The following is a 17,840-nucleotide window of genomic DNA, read 5'->3' as shown; positions in this document are numbered from 1 at the left end:
GTGGCAGAACGAAAAGGGCGGCAACGGTTTGGCCGCTGCCGCCCTGTGGCTTCGCCTGCGTGCGGCCTCAGGTCGGCCGCAGGGCCTTGGCGTCGAGGTCGAGTTCGGCAACCTGCCTGTTCCGCTCGGAATCGGCCGCCGCGCGGTGGTCGGTCGCCAGCACCACGTACACGGCCGGCAGCACGAACAGCGTGAACAGGGTGCCGATCGACATGCCGGCAACGACGACCAGACCGATCGAGAAGCGGCTGGCCGCACCCGCGCCGGTCGCAGTCAGGAGCGGGATCAGGCCGGTCACCATGGCGGCCGTCGTCATCAGGATCGGACGCAGGCGGATACGGGCCGACATCTCGATGGCCGAGCGGCGGTCGAGCCGCTCCTTGACCTGGAGCTCGTTGGCGAACTCCACCATCAGGATGCCGTGCTTGGTGATCAGGCCGACCAGAGTGAGCAGACCGACCTGGGTGTAGATGTTCATGGTCGCAACGCCGAAGAACAGCGGGATCAGCGCGCCGACGATCGCCATCGGCACCGAGATCATGATCACGAGCGGGTCACGCAGGCTCTCGAACTGCGCCGCCAGCACCAGGAAGATGATGATCAGCGCGAAGCCGAAGGTGATCGCGAGCTGGTTGCCTTCCTGCACGTACTGCCGGGAGTCCGCGAGATAGTCGTGGCTGAATCCTTGCGGAAGCTTCTTGGCCTCGCCTTCGAGGAAGTCGACCGCTGCGCCGACGGTCACGCCGGGCATCGGCACGGCGGAGAAGGTCGCCGAATTGAGCTGGTTGTAGTGCGTCAGCGAATTCGGATCGGTCTTGGTCTCGATCGACACCACAGTCGACAGCGGAAGCTGCTGGCCGGTGTTGGTCGTCACGTAATAGCCACCGAGCGATTCCGGCGACAACCGCTTGGTGCGGGGCACCTGAGGGATCACCTGGTAGGACCGGCCCTCCAGATTGAAGCGATTGACGTAGTTGCCGCCGAGCAGCACCGCGAGCGTGGCGCCGAGGTTCTGCATGTTGACGCCAAGGTCCTGCGCCTTGTTGCGGTCGATCGTCACCTTCACGTTCGGCTGGTTGTAGGCAAGATCGCTGTCGGAGACGATGAACATGCCGCTCTTGCGCGCAGCGTCCTTCAGCTTCTCCATCTGCTCATAGACCGTCTGGAAGCCGGCGGTGGAGTTGATCACCATCTGCACCGGCAGACCGCCCGGCCCGCCCGGAAGCGGCGGCAGGTTGAAGGCGAAGGCCTGCACGCCCTCGATCTTGGAGAGCTCGGCCTGCACTAGCGGCTTCAGGGCAATCGAGGAGCGCGTGCGCTCGTCCCAAGGCTTCAAGAGCATGCCGGCAATGCCGCCCTGCGGGCCGTTGATGCCGTTCAGCACGAAGCGCAGATCGGTCTCGGGGAACTGCTGGAATTTCTCGTCGAGTTTCTCGCCGTAGAAATCGACATAATCGATGTTGGCGTATTTCGGAGCCTTGGTCACCGCGAACACGATGCCCTGGTCTTCCTCCGGCGCCAGCTCCTTCGACGTGTGCATGTAGAGGAAGCCGACGAGCCCGAGGATGGTTACCGCGAACAGGCCCGTGATGGCCTTGTAGTCGAGCGAGCGGTCGAGCCTGCGGCCATACCAGCGCGTGAGTGCGCCGAACACCTTGTTGACGCCCTTGGCGAAGCGGCCCTCTTCGGTGTTCTTCAGCAGCACCGAGCACATCATCGGCGACAGAGTCAGCGCGATCACGCCCGACACGATCACCGAACCCGCGAGCGTGAACGCAAATTCGCGGAACAGCGAACCGGTGAGGCCGCCGAGGAAGCCGATCGGCGCGTACACAGCGGCGAGCGTGATGGTCATCGAGATGACGGGGCCTACGATTTCACGCGCACCTTGCAGCGACGCCTGGACCGGCGTCTTGCCCTCCTCCAGATGGCGATGGATGTTCTCCACCACGACGATGGCATCGTCGACCACGAGGCCGATCGCCAGCACCATCGCGAGCAGGGTCAAAAGGTTGAAGCTGAATCCCAATGCGAGCATCAGCGTGCAGACGCCGATCATCGAGAGCGGAATGGTGACGACGGGAATGATGACCGAACGGAGCGAGGCCAGGAACAGGAAGATGACCACGATCACGATGATCACGGCTTCGCCCAATGTATTCTGCACCTCGTCGATCGAAGACTGGATGAACTTGGTCGAGTCGTAGGCGACCTTCATCTTCATCGAGGGCGGGAGGTTGCGTTCGAGTTCGGGGAACAGCGCGCGCACACCCTTGACCAGCGTCAGCGGGTTGCCTTGCGGCGTCGCCTGCACGCCAATGAAGATCGCGCGCTCGCCGTTGAAGGCAACGCTGGCGTCCGTGCTCTGGGCCGCAAGTTCGACGGTCGCGATGTCCTCCATCCGCACGAAGCCGCCGTCCTTGGCCTTGACGATCATCTTCTTGAACTGATTGACGTCGGTCAGACCCGTGTTCGTCGAGACGTTCGAGACGATCAAATAGCCCTTGGTCTGGCCCGCCGCAGACTGGAAGTTGTTGGCCTGGATGGCCGCGGCTACGTCCGCCGGGGACACGTTGCGGCCGGCCATCTTCTCGGGATCGAGCCACAGCCGCATCGCGAAGGTCTGCCCGCCCAAGATGTCGGCGGACGCCACGCCGTCGACGGTCGACAGCACCGGCTGCACCACACGCGTCAGATAATCCGAGATCGCCGAACCCGAGAGCTCCTCGGACGAGAAGCCGAGATACATCACGGCCGTGGTCTGGCCCGTGGTCTTGGTGACGATCGGGTCGTTGGATTCCTTCGGGATCAGGTATTTGACCGAATTCGTCTTCGCCAGCACCTCGGTGAGCGCCTGGTTCGGATCGAAGTTCAGCTTGATGTAGACCTGGATCGTCGAGGTGCCGAGCACCGAGGACGAGGTGATGTAGTCGACGCCCTCGGCAGACGCGACCGCCTGCTCGATCGGCGTCGTGATGAAGCCCTGGATCAGGTCCGCGGACGCGCCCGGATACACGGTCGTGATGTTGATGACCGTGTTCGACAGTTTCGGATATTGCCGGATCGGCAGCACCATCGCCGCGCGCAGGCCGATCAGCAGGATCAACAGGCTGACGACGACCGACAGAACCGGGCGCTTGATGAAAATATCGGTAAGGGCCATCGCGGCGATCTCGATTTTCTTTGTCTCAAGAGAAGTGATCCGGCCAGGCCGGATCACCCGAATGTCATGGGATCAGTAGCGCGGCGGCTGCGCCGGGATCTGCGGAACCGGGTCGGTCGAAATCGACACCGCCGCGCCCGATTGCAGCTTGAGCTGGCCGACGGCGACGACCTTGTCGCCCGCCTTCAGACCCTTGACGATTTCGACGCGACCTTCGACCCGGGTGCCGGTCTGCACGAAGGTGCGCACCGCGGAGAGACTGGTCTTACCGTCCTCTTCCTTCTTCTCGGTGATCACGAACACGGAGTCGCCGTACAGCGTGTAGTCGACCGCCGTCTCCGGGACGGTGATCACGGCCGGCTTGTCCGGCAGCACCACCGTGGTGGTCACGAACATGCCGGGCTTCAGGATCTTCTCCGGATTGGCGACCGTCGCCTGCACGCGGATATTGCGGGTGTCGCTCGCGATCTGCGGCTCGATCGTGGTGATCTTGCCCTCGAAGGTGCGGCCCGGATAGGCGTCGACCTTGAGCCGGACAGTCTGGCCGACCTTGAGGCTGCCGGAATCCTTTTCGGTCACGGTGAAGTTGGCCCACAGCGCGGAAAGGTCGGTCAGCGACACGATCGCCGTACCTGCCGTCAGATATTGGCCGACCTCGACCTTGCGGACGCCGAGATCGCCGGCGAAAGGTGCGCGCACCAGCTTCTGCGAGATCAGCGCCTCGGTCTTGGCGATGCCGGCCTGCGCCTGGTCATAGGCGGCCTGCGCGGTGTCGACGGTCGCCTGCGGACCGAACTGGCGCGCGGCGAGCTGCTTGGCGCGGTCGAGCGACAACTGCGCGACGGTCGCCTGGGCCTTGTAGTTGGCAAGGTCGCCCTGCTCCGGCGCGTCGAACAGCTGTACCAGCGGCGTGCCGGCCTCGACACGCGTGCCGGGCTCAAACTTGATCTCGGTGACGCGGCCATTGACGTCGGCGCTGACGTCGACCTGATGCACGGCGACGAGGCCGCCGACGGCGGTGAGCAGGTTCGGCACCACCTCGGACTTCGCCTCGGCCGCGCTGACCGCGGTCGGCGGCGGCTTGTTGTTGGCGAAGAACTGCTTGATCATCTGGCCGCGGAAATAGTTGAACCAGACGAGACCGCCGACGAGCACGGCGAGCAGCGTGCCGACGATGACGAACCATAGCACCGGCCGGACCGGACGCTTGGGAGCCTTGTTGTCGATCGGTTCGCCCGAAATCTTGTGTTCGGTTACGATGTTCATGTCATGCACTTTCTGCAATCGCCGTCCTGCCGGCATCCGCGGCCTGATCGTGGCCCAGATGCGAAGCAATTGCGGCGTCGTTAAGTCCGATACCCCTCAGGAGAAACTCGCAGAGCTGCTGCTCCAGATCGTTCGCCTTGCCGTAGTCGAGACAGGGCGCCGCCGGCAGCCTGGTCAGCGCAGCGGTCATCACCGTGTGATGCGCGAACCAGAACAGGTTGAGCGGTTCGCCGCGGCATGGCCGCGCGTCACCGCTCGCAATTGCCCGCTCGAGCGAGGCAACGAAGATCGCCCCGATCAGCGTCTCGATCTTGGCATACATCAGACGGGCGAATTCGCCATCATCCAGATGGCTCGTGGCCATCAGCCGCAGGCGCTGCACCTCTTCCTGGTCGGGGCCGTCGGCCATGCGAAGGAAGTGGTCGACCATGCCGCGGACCAGCTCGACCAGCGTCGCGGTCGACGGCTCGCGCTCGAGCAGTTCCATGAAGTCCGGATCGGCCTCGCATTCGTCGCTGAGGATTTCGGCGTAGAGAGCCGCCTTGGAGGGGAAATGCTTGAACAGCAGCGCCTCGGAAATGGCAGCGGCGGCCGCCACGCTCTTCGTCGTGGTGCCGGTATAGCCATGTCGGGCAAAGCAGCGCTTTGCGGCACCGAGGATCAATTGACGCCTCAGGTCGCTCGTCATACGCAATGAGCTCATGGCGGGTGAGTAAGCACTCACCCACGCGGAAGTCAAGCACTATGTTGCATCGCAACCTAAGTGCGTTGTAGATTCAGTGGAAATCGGCTCCGCCCGCACGGACCGCGTGCAGGACCTGGGCGCCGCGGAATGGATAGGCCTGCCTAGATCGGCTGAAAGCCGAGGTCTCCGCGTATCCGGTTGAGGATGTAAGTCCCATCCCGGCTCGGCAAAATCCGCTCCAGGCCGGCGCTGTCGATCTTCACATTGGCAAAACGCGGCCCGGCCGAGACGTCGTGGACGGCTTTGGCAAAGGCTTGGACCTCGGTCATGGTCGAGACAGCGCGGCTGTCCTCGATGCCGCAGGCCTTCGCGATGCCGACGAGATCGGCGGCGGCCGCGGTGTGGCTGGTCTGGCCGCCCGTCTCGCCATAGGCCTCGTTGTCGAGCACGACGATGGTGAGATTGGCCGGCTTTTGCAGCCCGATGGTGGCAAGGCTGCCGATACCCATCAGCATCTCGCCGTCCCCGGTAATGACCAAAACCGGCAACTTCGGCTGCGCCAGCGCCAGGCCGAGCCCGATCATCGCGGCACCGCCCATGCCGCCCCAGAGATAGAAGTTGCGGGCGTGGTCGCCGGCCGCGCACATGTCGTTGGTCGAGGCACCCAAGCCGCCGATCGCAACGACGTCCTTGCGGTTCGAGAGCAGCGTCGAAACCACTTGGCGGCGGTCGAGGAGATTGGCCTTGCTCATTTGGTGAAAACCTTGGCGCCGATCAGGCGCTGCGACAGAAGGACGGCGGTGGGGGTGAGCGCGTTGTAGGCCTGCGACGCGGCAGCCTCCAGCACGGCCGGCACCTCGGCTGCGGTCGAGGCGCGCAGCACCTGGACGCCAGACAGCTCGAACACGCCCTGCGTGGTCGATCCCATCGGCACCTGCCACGGATTGAACTCGCCCCACTCGCCGCGCATGGTCACGAGGGTGAGGAACGGAAAGCGCAGGATCGGGATCAGCGACAGCATGTTGATGCAATTGCCGACGCCGCTCGACTGCATCAGCAGCACGCCGCGCTGCCCGCCGGTCCAGGCGCCGGCCAGGAGCGCCACGCCCTCCTCCTCGGTCGTCAGGGGAATTCCGCGCATGGTGGCGGAATCCAGCACGCGCTGGATCAGCTTCGAATGGCCGGCATCGGGCACATAAGGCACCTGCCGGACGTCGAAGCGCTGCAATGTTGCGAAAATATCATCGGGCCAAGTTGGGGCCGTGTCGGGAGCGTCAGCGCGCGCGTGCATTTTCCTGTCCGGTCAGCTAGCAGTATCGAAAGACTGTAGACGCGTACGCGCGTCATTCAGAACAACAAAAACGGCATATCGGCTTTAACCGGCGAGTATAACGGGATGAACGCAGATGCGAAGGCGCTGGCTGCAAGCTTCGACCTCGAGAAGCTGACGCCGGAGTTCTACGACAACCCCTATCCGACCTATCGTGCACTGCGGGAGAACGAGCCGGTCAAGCGCCTGCGCAGCGGCACCGTGTTCCTGACCCGCTATGACGATCTCGTCACCACCTACAAGAACACCAAATCGTTCAGCTCGGACAAGCAGCGCGAGTTCGCGCCGAAATACGGCGACACGCCGCTCTACGAGCACCACACCACCAGCCTCGTCTTCAACGATCCGCCCGCGCATACCCGCGTACGCCGCCTGATCATGGGCGCGCTGTCGCCGCGGGCGATCGCGGGGATGGAGCCTGATATCGTCAAGCTGGTCGACGGCCTGCTCGATGCCATCGCCGCCAAGGGAGCTTGCGAGCTGATCGAGGACTTCGCTGCCTCCATCCCGATCGAGGTGATCGGCAATCTGCTCGACGTGCCTCACGAAGAACGCACGCCGCTGCGCGACTGGTCACTGGCGATCCTGGGCGCACTCGAACCGGTGGTGTCGCCGGAAGCGGCCGCGCGCGGCAACAAGGCGGTGCAGGACTTCCTCGCCTATCTCGAAACGCTGGTCGCGCGCCGGCGCCAAAAGCCCGGCAATCCTGATCGCGACGTGCTGACGCGCCTGATTCAGGGTGAAGAGAACGGCGAGCGGCTGACCGAGAAGGAGCTGCTGCACAATTGCATCTTCCTGCTCAATGCCGGCCACGAGACCACCACCAACCTCATCGGCAACGGCCTCGTCGCGCTCGACCGTCACCCCGAGCAGAAGCAGCGTCTGATCGGCAATCCCGACCTGATCAAGGCGGCGGTCGAGGAGATATTGCGCTACGAGAGCTCCAACCAGCTCGGCAACCGCATGACCACGGAGAAGGTCGAACTCGGCGGCGTCGCGCTCGATGCCGGCACGTCGGTGACGCTGTGCATTGGCGCAGCCAACCGCGACCCCGCGCAGTTTCCGGACCCCGAAAGCTTCGACATCGCGCGCACGCCGAACCGGCACCTCGCCTTCGCCACCGGGGCGCACCAATGTGCCGGCATGGCGCTGGCGCGGCTGGAAGGCGCGGTCGCGATCTCGCGCTTCCTGGCGCGCTTCCCGAACTATGCCGTGAGCGGGACGCCGGTGCGGGGCGGACGGGTCCGGTTTCGAGGGTTTTTGAGCGTGCCCTGCTCGGTCGGGTGAGGCCTCCAAACAAAAACTGCGAAAACAACCCCATGCACAGTAGAAACCGGGTCGGCGAACGATGCCGTGTGGTTCCGCAGATCCATCTGACATTGCGGGCAAATCAGGCCTCGCCCCGCAATCGGGCGCATGAAGGCTTCCAAGGCGACAGGCCGATACCCAAATCAAGTTGAGAGCCAGTGCGCGCAGCAATGGAGCGACGACTGATGAGCTCATCCGTCATCGATTTAGTCGCAACAGAAGCACGCTTTGGCGCTCACAATTACGAGCCGATCGGGGTGGTCCTGTCCCGCGGCGAAGGTGTCTGGGTCTGGGATACCGAAGGTAACCGTTATCTCGATTGCCTCTCGGCCTATTCGGCGGTCAGCCAGGGCCACTGCCACCCCAAGATCCTGACGGCAATGGTCGAACAGGCACAAAGGCTGACGCTAACCTCGCGGGCGTTTCACAACGATCAACTCGCCTTGTTCTACGAGGAGATCGCGGCGCTCACCGGTTCCCACAAGGTGCTGCCGATGAACAGCGGCGCCGAGGCGGTGGAAAGCGCGATCAAGTCGGTCCGCAAATGGGGCTATGAGGTGAAGGGCGTGCCGGACGGCCAGGCCGAGATCATCGTCTGCGCCAACAATTTCCACGGGCGCACGCTGGGCATCGTCGGCTTTTCAACCGACCCCGAGACGCGCGCGCACTTCGGGCCATTCGCGCCAGGCTTCAAGATCATCCCGTTCGGCGACGCCGCAGCGCTGCAAGACGCAATCACCGCGAACACGGTTGCCTTTCTGGTCGAACCGATCCAGGGCGAAGCTGGCGTCATCATTCCCCCGGCCGGCTATTTCACTGAGGTGCGAGAGCTCTGCACCGACAACAACGTCATGCTGGTGCTCGACGAGATCCAGACCGGGCTCGGCCGCACCGGCAAGCTGCTCGCCGAACAGCACGAGGGCATAGAGGCGGACGTGACGCTGCTCGGCAAAGCGCTGTCCGGCGGCTTCTATCCGGTGTCGGCCGTGCTTTCGAACAACGAGGTGCTCGGGACTTTGAGGCCCGGCCAGCATGGTTCGACCTTCGGCGGAAACCCGCTTGCCTGCGCGGTGGCGCGGGCGGCGATGCGCGTGCTGGTCGAGGAAGGCATGATCGAGAACGCGGCGAGGCAAGGCGCGCGCTTTCTGGAAGGTTTGAAGGATATTCGTGCCAACACGATCCGCGAAGTGCGCGGGCGCGGCCTGATGCTGGCGGTCGAGCTGCATCCCGAGGCCGGGCGCGCCCGCCGCTACTGCGAGGCGCTTCAGCGCAAGGGCATCCTCGCCAAGGATACCCATCAGCAAACAATCCGTATCGCTCCACCTCTGGTGATCACGAGCGACCAGGTCGACTGGGCGCTGGAACGGCTCGCTGCCACCCTGACGCAGGACTTCTCTTGAGGCGGCCTGCGTCGGAAGATCGCAATGCCAGCCGCGGCCAACGACGAACGATTCCGCCGGATGTGCGTTGACATTCGTGGGCGATTACGAGTTGGGAGCTATGATCATGCTTCCGCGTGGCGTTTGCCTTACGACTGTTTTCGTTGGTGTCTCGATGCTGGCCGCCAGCGTCGGCGCGTTCGCCCAGGGGCCCGGCCATGGACATGGAAGGGGCGGACCACCAGGGCCAGCCGCAGCACCGGCAGCGCCACCAGCCATGGCCCGTCCGGCGGCGCCGCCAGCCATGGCGCGTCCCGCGCCGGCCGTCCAACCGCCAGCCATGCCGCAGCGACCGGCGATGGCGCCGCGGCCGGCGCCCCACATCGCCTCACCGCCGCCGCGTCAGTCCCCACATTTCAGCGCCCCGCGAGCCGCCCCCCAGGTGGCGGCGCCAAGGCGCGAATTCCATCGGGCGCCGGCAGCGCCGCAACGTCCGGCCATGGCGCCGCGGCCGACACCGCATATCGCAGCCCCTTCTCGCCCAAGTGCACCCCCGGCCGTGAGCGGGGGATCGGGACCGCCACGCGAGATGCTTTCGCGCCAATCCGCGGAACGCCAGGACCGCATCGACCGCTTGCAGCAACGCGTGCAGCAATTGCAATCGCAGAAGCCGGAAGGCGCAAGGGCGCAGCACCAGCAGCAACGGTTGTTGCAGTCGCAGAGCCGCCTTCTTGAGCGCGAGCAACGCGTCCAACAGCGCTCGCAGCACGTCGAGCAGCGACAGCGCGAGATGCTGTCGCGCCAGACGACGGAGCGCCAGACCCGCATCGATCGCCTGCAGCAGCGCGTTCAGCAATTGCAATCGCAAAAGGTGGAAGGCGCGCGAGCCCAACGCGAGCAGCAGCGGATGCTCCAGACCCAGAACCGCTTGCTCGGCCGTGAGCAGCGCGCGCAACAACTCGACCTGGCTCGTCAGCAGCGGCTCGGACTCCAGGCTCCGGAGGGGCGCGCTCCGGCGCTTGCGGCGGCCACGCAAGCCGCCGAGCGTGGACGATTTGCCGAGCGCTTCCGTCAGCAGACTACGCCGCAGACCCAGGCGGCCCTCGTCGCCCGTCAGAGCGGCTGGGCGCCCCGGCAGGCTTGGCGTCACCGTCATCCTGCGGTGTTCGTGGCGTGGCTTGGGCCGGTGTTCTGGCCTTACGCCTATTCCGACATCTTCAACTACACCTTCTGGTCCTATGCCTACGAGCCCGGCTATTGGGCGTACGCCTATGACGACTTTGTCGACACCGTGTTCTGGGGTGGTGACGGCCCCTATTCCGCCTATGCCAGCATCAACCCCAATGACTATCCGCAAGGCGGCAGCGGCCGCGCGCGGCCGCGCGCCAGCGTGAGCCCGCAGACGCTGCAGCAATTGTGCGGCGCACCGGATAAGGGCGTGACCGCCTGGCCGCTTGCCGATATCGCGCGGGCTGTGCGGCCGGCGCCGGAACAACGCGCGCTGCTCGACGAGCTGAGGACCGCGGCTTCGGAAGCTGCCGATGTGTTCAAGGACTCCTGCGCGGAGACCTATGCACTAACTCCGCCTGGCCGCCTGCGCGCCATGATGAACCGCATCAGCGTGACGCTGGAAGCCGTCAAGATCGTGCGGCCAGCCCTGGAGAGGTTCTACAACTCGCTCGGCGACGAACAGCAGGCCCGCTTCAACGCGCTTGGCCCCCATGTCGGCGAGCGCGCGTCACAGCCGCAGGAAGCCGGCGCCGAGGCCTGCGGCGATCCCAAGTCCAGCCTGACCCAGTTGCCGATCCAGAGGATCGAGGCCGTGCTCCACCCCGCAGGTAAGCAAAAGGAGGCGCTCGACCGCCTCGGCGAAGCAACGGCGAAGGGCGTTGAGGGCCTACAAGCGGCCTGTCCGAACGATGTGCCTCTGACGCCGGTCGGACGGCTTGAAGCAATGCAGCACCGGCTCGAGGCCATGCTGACGGCCGCCAAGCTGGTCGAACCCGCGCTGGACGAATTCTATGCCACGCTCAGCAGCGAGCAGAAGGCGCGCTTCAACACGCTGCAACAGGTCGCAGGGCCATGAGGGTAGCGCGCCCTCGACCTACACGACCGTTTTATGGCGCGCGATGCAGGTGCGCAGCACCTCGTCCATCGGCTTGTCCCACCACTCGTTGGAGAAGATCTCGATCTCGGAATAGCCGGCAAAGCCCTGCGCTTCGACCGCCTGGCGCACCGATTTGATGTCGATGACGCCGTCGCCCATCATGCCGCGGTCGTTGAGGATGTCCTTGGTCGGGACGAGCCAGTCGCAGACATGGAACGCGAGCAGACGATCCCGGCCTGCACGGGTGATCTGGTCCATCAACTCGGGGTCCCACCAGATGTGATAAACATCGAGCGCGACGCCGAGCATGCCGCTGTGAGCCGGATCGAGCCGATCGCAGAGATCGAGCGCCTGCTTCGTCGTGTTCACGCAAGCGCGGTCGGCCGCATAGGCTGGGTGTAACGGCTCGATGGCCAGCGGCAGGTTTGCCTGTCTCGCATAGTCGAGCATCTCGGCCAGCGCCTCCTCGATCTGTCCGCGCGCCGCCGCGATGTCCTTCGACGCTGCGCTGCCCGGCCGCGAATATTGCGGCAGGCCGCCGACGACGAGGACGATGCAGGGCGCGCCCAGCGCCTTGGCTTCATCGACGCAGCGCCTGTTGTCGTCGCGCACCTCACTCCGGCGCGAGAGGTCCGAGGTGAACATGCCGCCGCGGCAATAGCCCGACAGATCGAGGCCGGCATCGCGCACCGCCCGCGCGGCACGCTCGAGACCGACGGATGCGACCTGATCGCGCCAGGGATCGATGGCGTGGATGCCGTGCCTCGCACAGGCATCGACGATCGCGACGAGGTCACCCTGCTTGCGGACGGTCGCCGTGTTCAACGACAGCCAGCGGTGGTCGGATGAAAAGTCGCGCATCAGGGTTCGATACCGTGGGTGGCGAGCACGGCCTTCATCCGCCGTGTCGCGAGTTCAGGGTTGGCGAGCAGGCCGGCCTTGTCAGCCAAACGGAACAGCTCGGCCAGATGCAGCGTGGAGCGCGTGCTCTCCTGGCCCCCGACCATGGTGAAATGATCCTGGTGGCCGTTGAGATAGGCCATGAACACGACACCGGTCTTGTAGAACCGCGTCGGCGCCTTGAAGATGTGTCGCGACAAAGGCACCGTCGGCCCCAGCACGTCGTGGAAGCCGGCTTCATCGCCGGCTGCCAGCCGCGACAGTGCATAGGACGCTGCCGGCGCGATGGCATCGAAGATACCGAGCAGCGCATGCGAAAAGCCTTCGCTGTCGCCGGCGATCAGCTCGGCGTAGTTGAAATCGTCGCCGGTATACATCTTGATGCGCTTGTCGAGGCGGCGACGCATGTCGATCTCGCGCTGCTTGTCCAGCAGAGAGACCTTGACGCCGTCGACCTTGCCGGCGTTGCCATTGATGATGGCGACGGCCGTATCCATCGCTTTGTCGAGATCTCTCGTGCCCCAATAGCCCGTCAGCGCCGGATCGAACATGTCGCCGAGCCAATGGATGATCACGGGCTCGCGAACCTGCGACAGCACGCGGTCGTAAACCCTGGCATAGTCATCGGCGTTGCAACCGAGCTTTGCCAGCGCACGCGACGCCATCAGGATGATGCGGCCGCCGACCTTCTCGACCGCCGAGACCTGCTCCTCATAGGCGCGGATCACGTCGTCGATCGACTTGGCGTCCTCAACCGCGAGATGATCGGTGCCCGCGCCGGAGAACACCAGCGCGTTGCGGCGCTTGGCGGCCGACACCGAGCGCGTGATCAGCTCCAGCGAGGTCGGCCAGTCCAGTCCCATGCCGCGCTGCGCGGTATCCATCGCCTCGGCGACGCCCAGGCCGAGATCCCACACGTGCTCGCGGAAGGCGATGGTCTTGTCCCAGTCGACCGCGACCGACAGCCAGGGATCGTTGTCAGCGAAGGGATCGGCGACCGTGTGCACGGCCGAGAACGCGATGCGGCTCAACGGTCCCTCGAGCTTTGCGGGGAACGTGCGCGAGGCAGCTAACCGGTAAGTCTCGATCGAGCGATCGGCCTTCGGCAGCTTGAGCGACAGTGACGACATGGGTTGGACGGTCTTATTCATGATCTCGAACCTCTCCTCGTCATTGCGAGCGAAGCGAAGCAATCCAGAATGCCTCCGCGGCGCCAGTCTGGATTGCTTCGTCGCTTCGCTCCTCGCAATGACGATTTGGTAAACATCGCGACTGATCCAATAGACCTCACGCCTTGATTGGGGCGACGTCGATCCAGCGCCGCTCCTTCCAGCTCTTCAGCGCGCATTCGGCGAGCTGTACGCCCTTGGCGCCTTCGAGCAGGGTGAATTTGTAGGGGGCATCCTCGTAGACGTGCCGGATGAACATCTCCCACTGCTCCTTGAAACCGTTGTCGTAGGTGACGTTGTCGGGCAGCTTCTGCCAGTCGCCGTAGAAATCGTGCAATCGCTTCTCGTCGGGATTCCACACCGGACGGGGCGTCGCCTGTCGCGCCTGGATCATGCAGTCGGTAAGACCTGCGACCGCCGAGCCGAGCGTGCCATCGACCTGGAAGGTGACGAGGTCGTCGCGATAGACGCGCGTCACCCAGGACATGTTGATGTGGGCGATGACGCCGCCCTCGAGCTGGAACGTGGCGTAGGCGGAATCGTCCGCGGTCGCCTTGTACTTCTTGCCCTGCTCGTCGTACCGCTCAGGGATGTCGGTATTGCCGATGCAGCTCACGCTCTGGACGTTGCCGAAGAGATTGTCGAGGACGTAGCGCCAGTGACAAACCATGTCGAGGATGATGCCGCCGCCGTCCTCGTCGCGGTAATTCCAGGACGGCCGCTGCGCCTCCTGCCAGCCGCCTTCAAACACCCAATAGCCGAACTCGCCGCGCACCGAGAGGATGCGGCCGAAGAAGCCGGAATCCCGCAAAAAGGCGATCTTCTTCAGGCCCGGCAGGAACAGCTTGTCCTGCACCGTGCCGTGCTTGACGCCCTTGGCATTGGCGAGCTTCACGACCTCGAGCGCTTCCTCGAAATTCGTCGCGATCGGCTTCTCGCAATAGACGTGCTTGCCGGCATTGATGGCCTGGGTCAGAAGACCGGGCCGCGCCTGCGTGGTCGCGGCGTCGAAGAACATGGTATCGTTCTTGTCCGCGAGCGCAGCATCGAGGTCGGTGCTCCAGCGCGTGATGTTGAAGCGCTTGGCGAGCGCCTCGACCTTATCGGCGCTGCGGCCGATCAGGATCGGATCTGGCATCACGCGATCGCCGTTCTTCAGGCGGATGCCGCCCTGGTCGCGGATCGCGACGATGGAGCGGATCAGATGCTGGTTGAGCCCCATCCGGCCGGTGACGCCGTTCATGATGAGGCCGAGGCGTTGGGTGGTCATGCCAGTTGCTCCTGAAGTGATTTTGGCTGTTCGAGCGGGCGCAGCGCCGACCAGTCCGGATGGCCCGAGGTCGCAAAGCCCGCAGCATGAAGCGATCCCGTCAGGAGATCACCGTCGTGAATGGAGAGGCGGATGCCCTGCCCGGCATCGGCGTAGAGATCGGGATGCGCGGCCGCGAAGGCCGCAACTTCGGCGAGAGGCGTCTCGCCAAAGCCGTCGACATAGTGATGGCCGTTGCGCTCGGCATGGGTCACGCCGAGGAAGGCACCGAGCGCAAGGTCCTGCTGCACGGCAAGGCCTGCCTGGCAGGTGAGGTCTTCGCCGGTCACGAAGAACTTTTCGCCGCCCGCACTCCATTTCGCCGCGCGCGTCGCATTGACGATGGACTTGTAGAGGCCTTTGCAGGATTTCGACGATATGCCGCAGTAGCCCAACGCCCGTGCTGCCGGGAACGCATCGTAGGAATCGTCGGCCTCATCGATAATGAAGCCATGCGAAGCCAGCGAGCCGAGCGGCGATTGCCGCGTAATGTCGCGTGGCATCGGCTGCTCGACATAGAGCAAGCGCGTGGCGATCGGGCGCAGCGCCGCATCATGATCGAGCCGGTCTATCAGCGCCTGTAACGCCGCGAGGTCGGCATACTGCTCGTTGGCGTCGAGCGTCACCTTGGTGCCGCGCCCGAGTGTATCCAGCTCCTCGCCGATCCGCACCAGCCGCGCCGCATCGGCCACAGGATCGCCCGACAGCTTGAGCTTGAAGTACTGAGCACCGGCATTTTCACGCGGATCGGCAACGCCGCCCTCGCCTTCGACGGCATCATCAAGGCCGACCGTATGTCTGATGGCAACACGTTCCAGCGGCTCGCGGCCGGAAAGAAACGTCCTGATATCCCTCTCGCTCAGATCAGGAGAAAGCCGCGCATCGATACCCGCAATGTTGGCAGCCATTCCGTCGAAGAAACTGGTCCCGGCGGCGCGCAGTAGCGCATCGAGGACCGCTTTGTCGATCTCGGCCGGGCCGTAAGCCGCTGCGAGCGGCGGAATGTTCTTCTTCGCGCAGGTCGCGACCTGGGCACCGATGCACGAGGCATGCAGATCGAACGCTGTCTGGTACTCGGTGCGGGCAAGATAGAGCGCGCGTGCGATCTCCAGCGACCGACGCAACTCGTCCACCGTCTGAGCCGGCGACAGCTCCGGCCGCTTGTCGAACCATTTCGGCACCAGCAGCTCGGCGCTGGCGCCGACCGCGGTGCCTCGGCCCTCGACCTCGATCTCGACCCGCACGAACAGCTGCGGCGTCGCGTTGATCGTGATCGCGCCAAAGCGGAACGGCCGGGCGAACTGCACGGGTCGTTCGAAGAAGGCGATATCTCGCAGCTTCAGGCGCGGCGCCATGGTCTTAGTCCAGAGAACCTTGCGAGAAAAAGTGCTTGCGGATGCGCTGCACGAGCTCAGTGAAGACAGGATCGGCCATCGCGTCGAGCGAGCGCGGGCGCGGTAGCGGCACGTCGTAGATCGCGGCGATCGCGCCGGGGCGCTCGGTCATGACGAGCACGCGGTCGGCGAGGAACACGGCCTCGGGAATCGAATGCGTGATCAAGAGCACCGTCTTCTTCGTCTCGCGCTGGATCCGCATCAACTCGACATTCATGCGCTCGCGCGTCAGCGCATCGAGCGCGCCGAACGGCTCGTCCATCAGCATGATCCTGGGATCGTGCACCAGCGCACGGGAGATCGAGGCGCGTTGCTGCATGCCGCCGGAGAGTTGCCAGGGCAGTTTCTTCTCGAAGCCTTCGAGCCCGACCATCTTCAAGAGTGATTGGGCGCGTTCGAGATATTTCTGCCGCGGCAGCCGCTTCATGTCGATCGGCAGCATGACGTTGTTGAGGATGTTGCGCCAGGGCAGGAGCAGCGCGTTCTGGAACACGATGCCGACATTGCCGTGCGGCGTCGTCACCTTCTCGCCTTCGACCAGGATTTCGCCCGTGGTCGGCGGCAGCAGGCCCGAGATCAGCTTGAGCAGCGTGGACTTGCCGCAGCCGCTGGGGCCCACCACGACGAAGAACTCGCCGTCGTTGATGTGGAAGTCGAGCGGCCGCAGCGACGGCACATCGCCATCGCGCGTCCGGTAGGTCTTCGACACGCCTGACAGCTTGATGCCCGACGCCTCGCCGGCAGCCCGGTCGCTCACCAGTCTCAGATGTGCGGCCGGCTGCGCGGTTTCACTCATGACTGTCGCAGATTTCACGTGCCACTCTTCGGCAGATAGTCGTTGGTGTAGAAGGCCTTCGGGTTCTCCTTGGCCTTCGCATCGAGACCGCCATATTCGACCATCAGATTGACCGAGTCCGTCATGTTCTGGTCGGTAACCTGGAACGGCCGCTTGCCCTTGGTCTCCGCGGTCCGATAGAGCGGAATGGTCAGCTCGAAACCTTGCGTCAGCGTGTCGATCTTTCCGCCCTTGGGGTTAGCGTCGAGGATCGCCTGCGCAGCGGCCCTCGGCTCCTTCTCGGCGGCTTCGACCGCCTTGGTCGTCGCCGACATGAAGCGGCGGACGAGATCGGCGTTAGCCTTCACATAATCGGTGTTGGCGATGACGCCTGACGACACCATGTTGATGCCGTAGTCGGCGAACTTGATCGGATAGACGTCCTTGCCGGTGGCGTCCTTGATCTTCATCGACTGGTCCATGACGTAACCGAGCAGGAGATCAGCCTGGCCGTTGATCACGGCGTTGAGCTTGGTCTGGCCGTCGCCGGCAACGGTTTTGAAGTCGCTTTCCTTCAGGCCGGTCTTCTTCAGGAACAGCGGCCAGATCTGGGTCATGGAATCGGCCGGCGTGATCGCGACCGTCTTGCCCTTGATGTCCTCGGGCTTCCTGATGTTCTTGTCGGCGAAGCCCATGGCGGACATCGGCGAGGTCTGCAGCAGAACGCCGGTCGCAACCACGGGCGCCCCCTTGATCGCAGCGCGCATCATGGTGGGGACGTCGACATAGCCGAAATCGGCGGTCTTGGCAGCGACGGCCTGCGTCGTCGCGGCCGAGCCGCGGCCTTCCTGGATCTCGAGGTCGATGCCCTCGGCGGCGTAGATGCCCTTGGCCTTGCCGTAATAGAACGGCGCGTGCTCGCCATAGACGTACCAGTTGAGCATCAGCACGACCTTGTCGGCGGCCTGCGCCGGCATGGCCGCGAAGGTCATCAGCACCGCCGAAACGGCCCCTATCCACTGCTTCATCGTCACTCTCCCTTTGCCGTTTACGTC

Annotated in this window: 15 protein-coding genes; 3 read left to right on the top strand and 12 right to left on the bottom strand. The window is 64.4% G+C overall.

From position 1 onward, the window contains the following. Positions 1 to 67 precede the first annotated feature (67 nt). From ACFDR6_RS20490 to ACFDR6_RS20470, 5 genes are all read right to left on the bottom strand, one after another. Positions 68 to 3,163, bottom strand: coding sequence for a MexW/MexI family multidrug efflux RND transporter permease subunit (locus ACFDR6_RS20490; RefSeq protein ID WP_212081133.1), 3,096 nt, complete (start codon positions 3,161 to 3,163; stop codon positions 68 to 70). A 72-nt stretch (positions 3,164 to 3,235) separates the two neighbouring features. Beyond that, positions 3,236 to 4,429, bottom strand: a complete 1,194-nt coding sequence (locus ACFDR6_RS20485) for an efflux RND transporter periplasmic adaptor subunit (RefSeq protein ID WP_212081132.1) — start codon at positions 4,427 to 4,429, stop codon at positions 3,236 to 3,238. A gap of 1 nt (position 4,430) precedes the next feature. Further along, positions 4,431 to 5,117 carry a TetR/AcrR family transcriptional regulator gene (locus ACFDR6_RS20480; protein ID WP_375859299.1) on the bottom strand — a complete coding sequence of 229 codons (687 nt, stop codon included), beginning with the start codon at positions 5,115 to 5,117 and terminating at the stop codon, positions 4,431 to 4,433. Between the two features lie 158 nt (positions 5,118 to 5,275). Beyond that, entirely contained in the window at positions 5,276 to 5,866 is a 591-nt protein-coding gene (locus ACFDR6_RS20475) for a thiamine pyrophosphate-dependent enzyme (protein ID WP_375859298.1), read from the bottom strand. After that, on the bottom strand, positions 5,863 to 6,405 hold the full coding sequence (locus ACFDR6_RS20470) for a phosphonopyruvate decarboxylase (protein ID WP_212081129.1): 543 nt from the start codon (positions 6,403 to 6,405) through the stop codon (positions 5,863 to 5,865). The genes ACFDR6_RS20475 and ACFDR6_RS20470 overlap by 4 nt, the downstream gene beginning before the upstream one ends. Positions 6,406 to 6,510: 105 nt before the next feature. Between ACFDR6_RS20470 and ACFDR6_RS20465 the strand changes: the two genes are divergently transcribed. Together ACFDR6_RS20465 and rocD are read left to right on the top strand one after the other, a co-directional pair. Then, a complete protein-coding gene (locus ACFDR6_RS20465) occupies positions 6,511 to 7,731 on the top strand; it encodes a cytochrome P450 (RefSeq protein WP_375859297.1) in 1,221 nt (406 codons plus the stop codon). A 206-nt stretch (positions 7,732 to 7,937) separates the two neighbouring features. Continuing rightward, positions 7,938 to 9,152, top strand: a complete 1,215-nt coding sequence (gene rocD, locus ACFDR6_RS20460) for an ornithine--oxo-acid transaminase (protein ID WP_212081127.1) — start codon at positions 7,938 to 7,940, stop codon at positions 9,150 to 9,152. Between the two features lie 367 nt (positions 9,153 to 9,519). Here the strand turns inward: rocD and ACFDR6_RS20455 are convergent, their stop codons facing one another. Next, positions 9,520 to 10,287 (bottom strand): hypothetical protein, encoded by a 768-nt coding sequence (locus ACFDR6_RS20455; RefSeq protein ID WP_249153043.1) that lies wholly within the window; start codon positions 10,285 to 10,287, stop codon positions 9,520 to 9,522. 12 nt (positions 10,288 to 10,299) lie between these two features. Here ACFDR6_RS20455 and ACFDR6_RS20450 point away from each other — a divergent pair, with 12 nt between their 5' ends. Beyond that, complete coding sequence (locus ACFDR6_RS20450; RefSeq protein ID WP_375859296.1) at positions 10,300 to 11,217, top strand: Spy/CpxP family protein refolding chaperone; 918 nt, start codon at positions 10,300 to 10,302, stop codon at positions 11,215 to 11,217. 18 nt (positions 11,218 to 11,235) lie between these two features. On the opposite strand, the gene ACFDR6_RS20445 is transcribed toward ACFDR6_RS20450, so the two are convergent. From ACFDR6_RS20445 to ACFDR6_RS20420, 6 genes are all read right to left on the bottom strand, one after another. Beyond that, positions 11,236 to 12,099, bottom strand: coding sequence for a sugar phosphate isomerase/epimerase family protein (locus ACFDR6_RS20445; RefSeq protein ID WP_375859295.1), 864 nt, complete (start codon positions 12,097 to 12,099; stop codon positions 11,236 to 11,238). Continuing rightward, positions 12,099 to 13,289 (bottom strand): dihydrodipicolinate synthase family protein, encoded by a 1,191-nt coding sequence (locus ACFDR6_RS20440; RefSeq protein WP_375859294.1) that lies wholly within the window; start codon positions 13,287 to 13,289, stop codon positions 12,099 to 12,101. The genes ACFDR6_RS20445 and ACFDR6_RS20440 overlap by 1 nt, the downstream gene beginning before the upstream one ends. A 136-nt stretch (positions 13,290 to 13,425) precedes the next feature. Then, on the bottom strand, positions 13,426 to 14,577 hold the full coding sequence (locus tag ACFDR6_RS20435; protein WP_375859293.1) for a Gfo/Idh/MocA family protein: 1,152 nt from the start codon (positions 14,575 to 14,577) through the stop codon (positions 13,426 to 13,428). Beyond that, positions 14,574 to 15,971: a hypothetical protein gene (locus ACFDR6_RS20430; protein ID WP_375859292.1), complete on the bottom strand. Its 1,398-nt coding sequence runs from the start codon at positions 15,969 to 15,971 to the stop codon at positions 14,574 to 14,576. The genes ACFDR6_RS20435 and ACFDR6_RS20430 overlap by 4 nt, the downstream gene beginning before the upstream one ends. Before the next feature lie 4 nt (positions 15,972 to 15,975). After that, positions 15,976 to 16,806, bottom strand: a complete 831-nt coding sequence (locus tag ACFDR6_RS20425; RefSeq protein ID WP_375859568.1) for an ABC transporter ATP-binding protein — start codon at positions 16,804 to 16,806, stop codon at positions 15,976 to 15,978. Between the two features lie 14 nt (positions 16,807 to 16,820). Then, positions 16,821 to 17,813, bottom strand: a complete 993-nt coding sequence (locus ACFDR6_RS20420; RefSeq protein ID WP_212081121.1) for an ABC transporter substrate-binding protein — start codon at positions 17,811 to 17,813, stop codon at positions 16,821 to 16,823. Positions 17,814 to 17,840 lie beyond the last annotated feature (27 nt).

The organism is Bradyrhizobium tunisiense, assembly GCF_042263385.1.
Classification (GTDB): domain Bacteria; phylum Pseudomonadota; class Alphaproteobacteria; order Rhizobiales; family Xanthobacteraceae; genus Bradyrhizobium; species Bradyrhizobium tunisiense.
This window is presented reverse-complemented; position numbering and strand designations above follow the sequence as displayed.

Bases quoted from the DNA above. Each gene is read 5' to 3' on its own strand.
- ACFDR6_RS20425 (WP_375859568.1), bottom strand. From the start codon at position 16,806: ATGAGTGAAACCGCGCAGCCGGCCGCACATCTGAGACTGGTGAGCGAC.
- rocD (WP_212081127.1), top strand. From the start codon at position 7,938: ATGAGCTCATCCGTCATCGATTTAGTCGCAACAGAAGCACGCTTTGGC.
- ACFDR6_RS20420 (WP_212081121.1), bottom strand. From the start codon at position 17,813: ATGAAGCAGTGGATAGGGGCCGTTTCGGCGGTGCTGATGACCTTCGCG.
- ACFDR6_RS20470 (WP_212081129.1), bottom strand. From the start codon at position 6,405: ATGCACGCGCGCGCTGACGCTCCCGACACGGCCCCAACTTGGCCCGAT.
- ACFDR6_RS20490 (WP_212081133.1), bottom strand. From the start codon at position 3,163: ATGGCCCTTACCGATATTTTCATCAAGCGCCCGGTTCTGTCGGTCGTC.
- ACFDR6_RS20430 (WP_375859292.1), bottom strand. From the start codon at position 15,971: ATGGCGCCGCGCCTGAAGCTGCGAGATATCGCCTTCTTCGAACGACCC.
- ACFDR6_RS20455 (WP_249153043.1), bottom strand. From the start codon at position 10,287: ATGACGGTGACGCCAAGCCTGCCGGGGCGCCCAGCCGCTCTGACGGGC.
- ACFDR6_RS20480 (WP_375859299.1), bottom strand. From the start codon at position 5,117: ATGACGAGCGACCTGAGGCGTCAATTGATCCTCGGTGCCGCAAAGCGC.
- ACFDR6_RS20485 (WP_212081132.1), bottom strand. From the start codon at position 4,429: ATGAACATCGTAACCGAACACAAGATTTCGGGCGAACCGATCGACAAC.
- ACFDR6_RS20475 (WP_375859298.1), bottom strand. From the start codon at position 5,866: ATGAGCAAGGCCAATCTCCTCGACCGCCGCCAAGTGGTTTCGACGCTG.
- ACFDR6_RS20440 (WP_375859294.1), bottom strand. From the start codon at position 13,289: ATGAATAAGACCGTCCAACCCATGTCGTCACTGTCGCTCAAGCTGCCG.
- ACFDR6_RS20465 (WP_375859297.1), top strand. From the start codon at position 6,511: ATGAACGCAGATGCGAAGGCGCTGGCTGCAAGCTTCGACCTCGAGAAG.
- ACFDR6_RS20435 (WP_375859293.1), bottom strand. From the start codon at position 14,577: ATGACCACCCAACGCCTCGGCCTCATCATGAACGGCGTCACCGGCCGG.
- ACFDR6_RS20445 (WP_375859295.1), bottom strand. From the start codon at position 12,099: ATGCGCGACTTTTCATCCGACCACCGCTGGCTGTCGTTGAACACGGCG.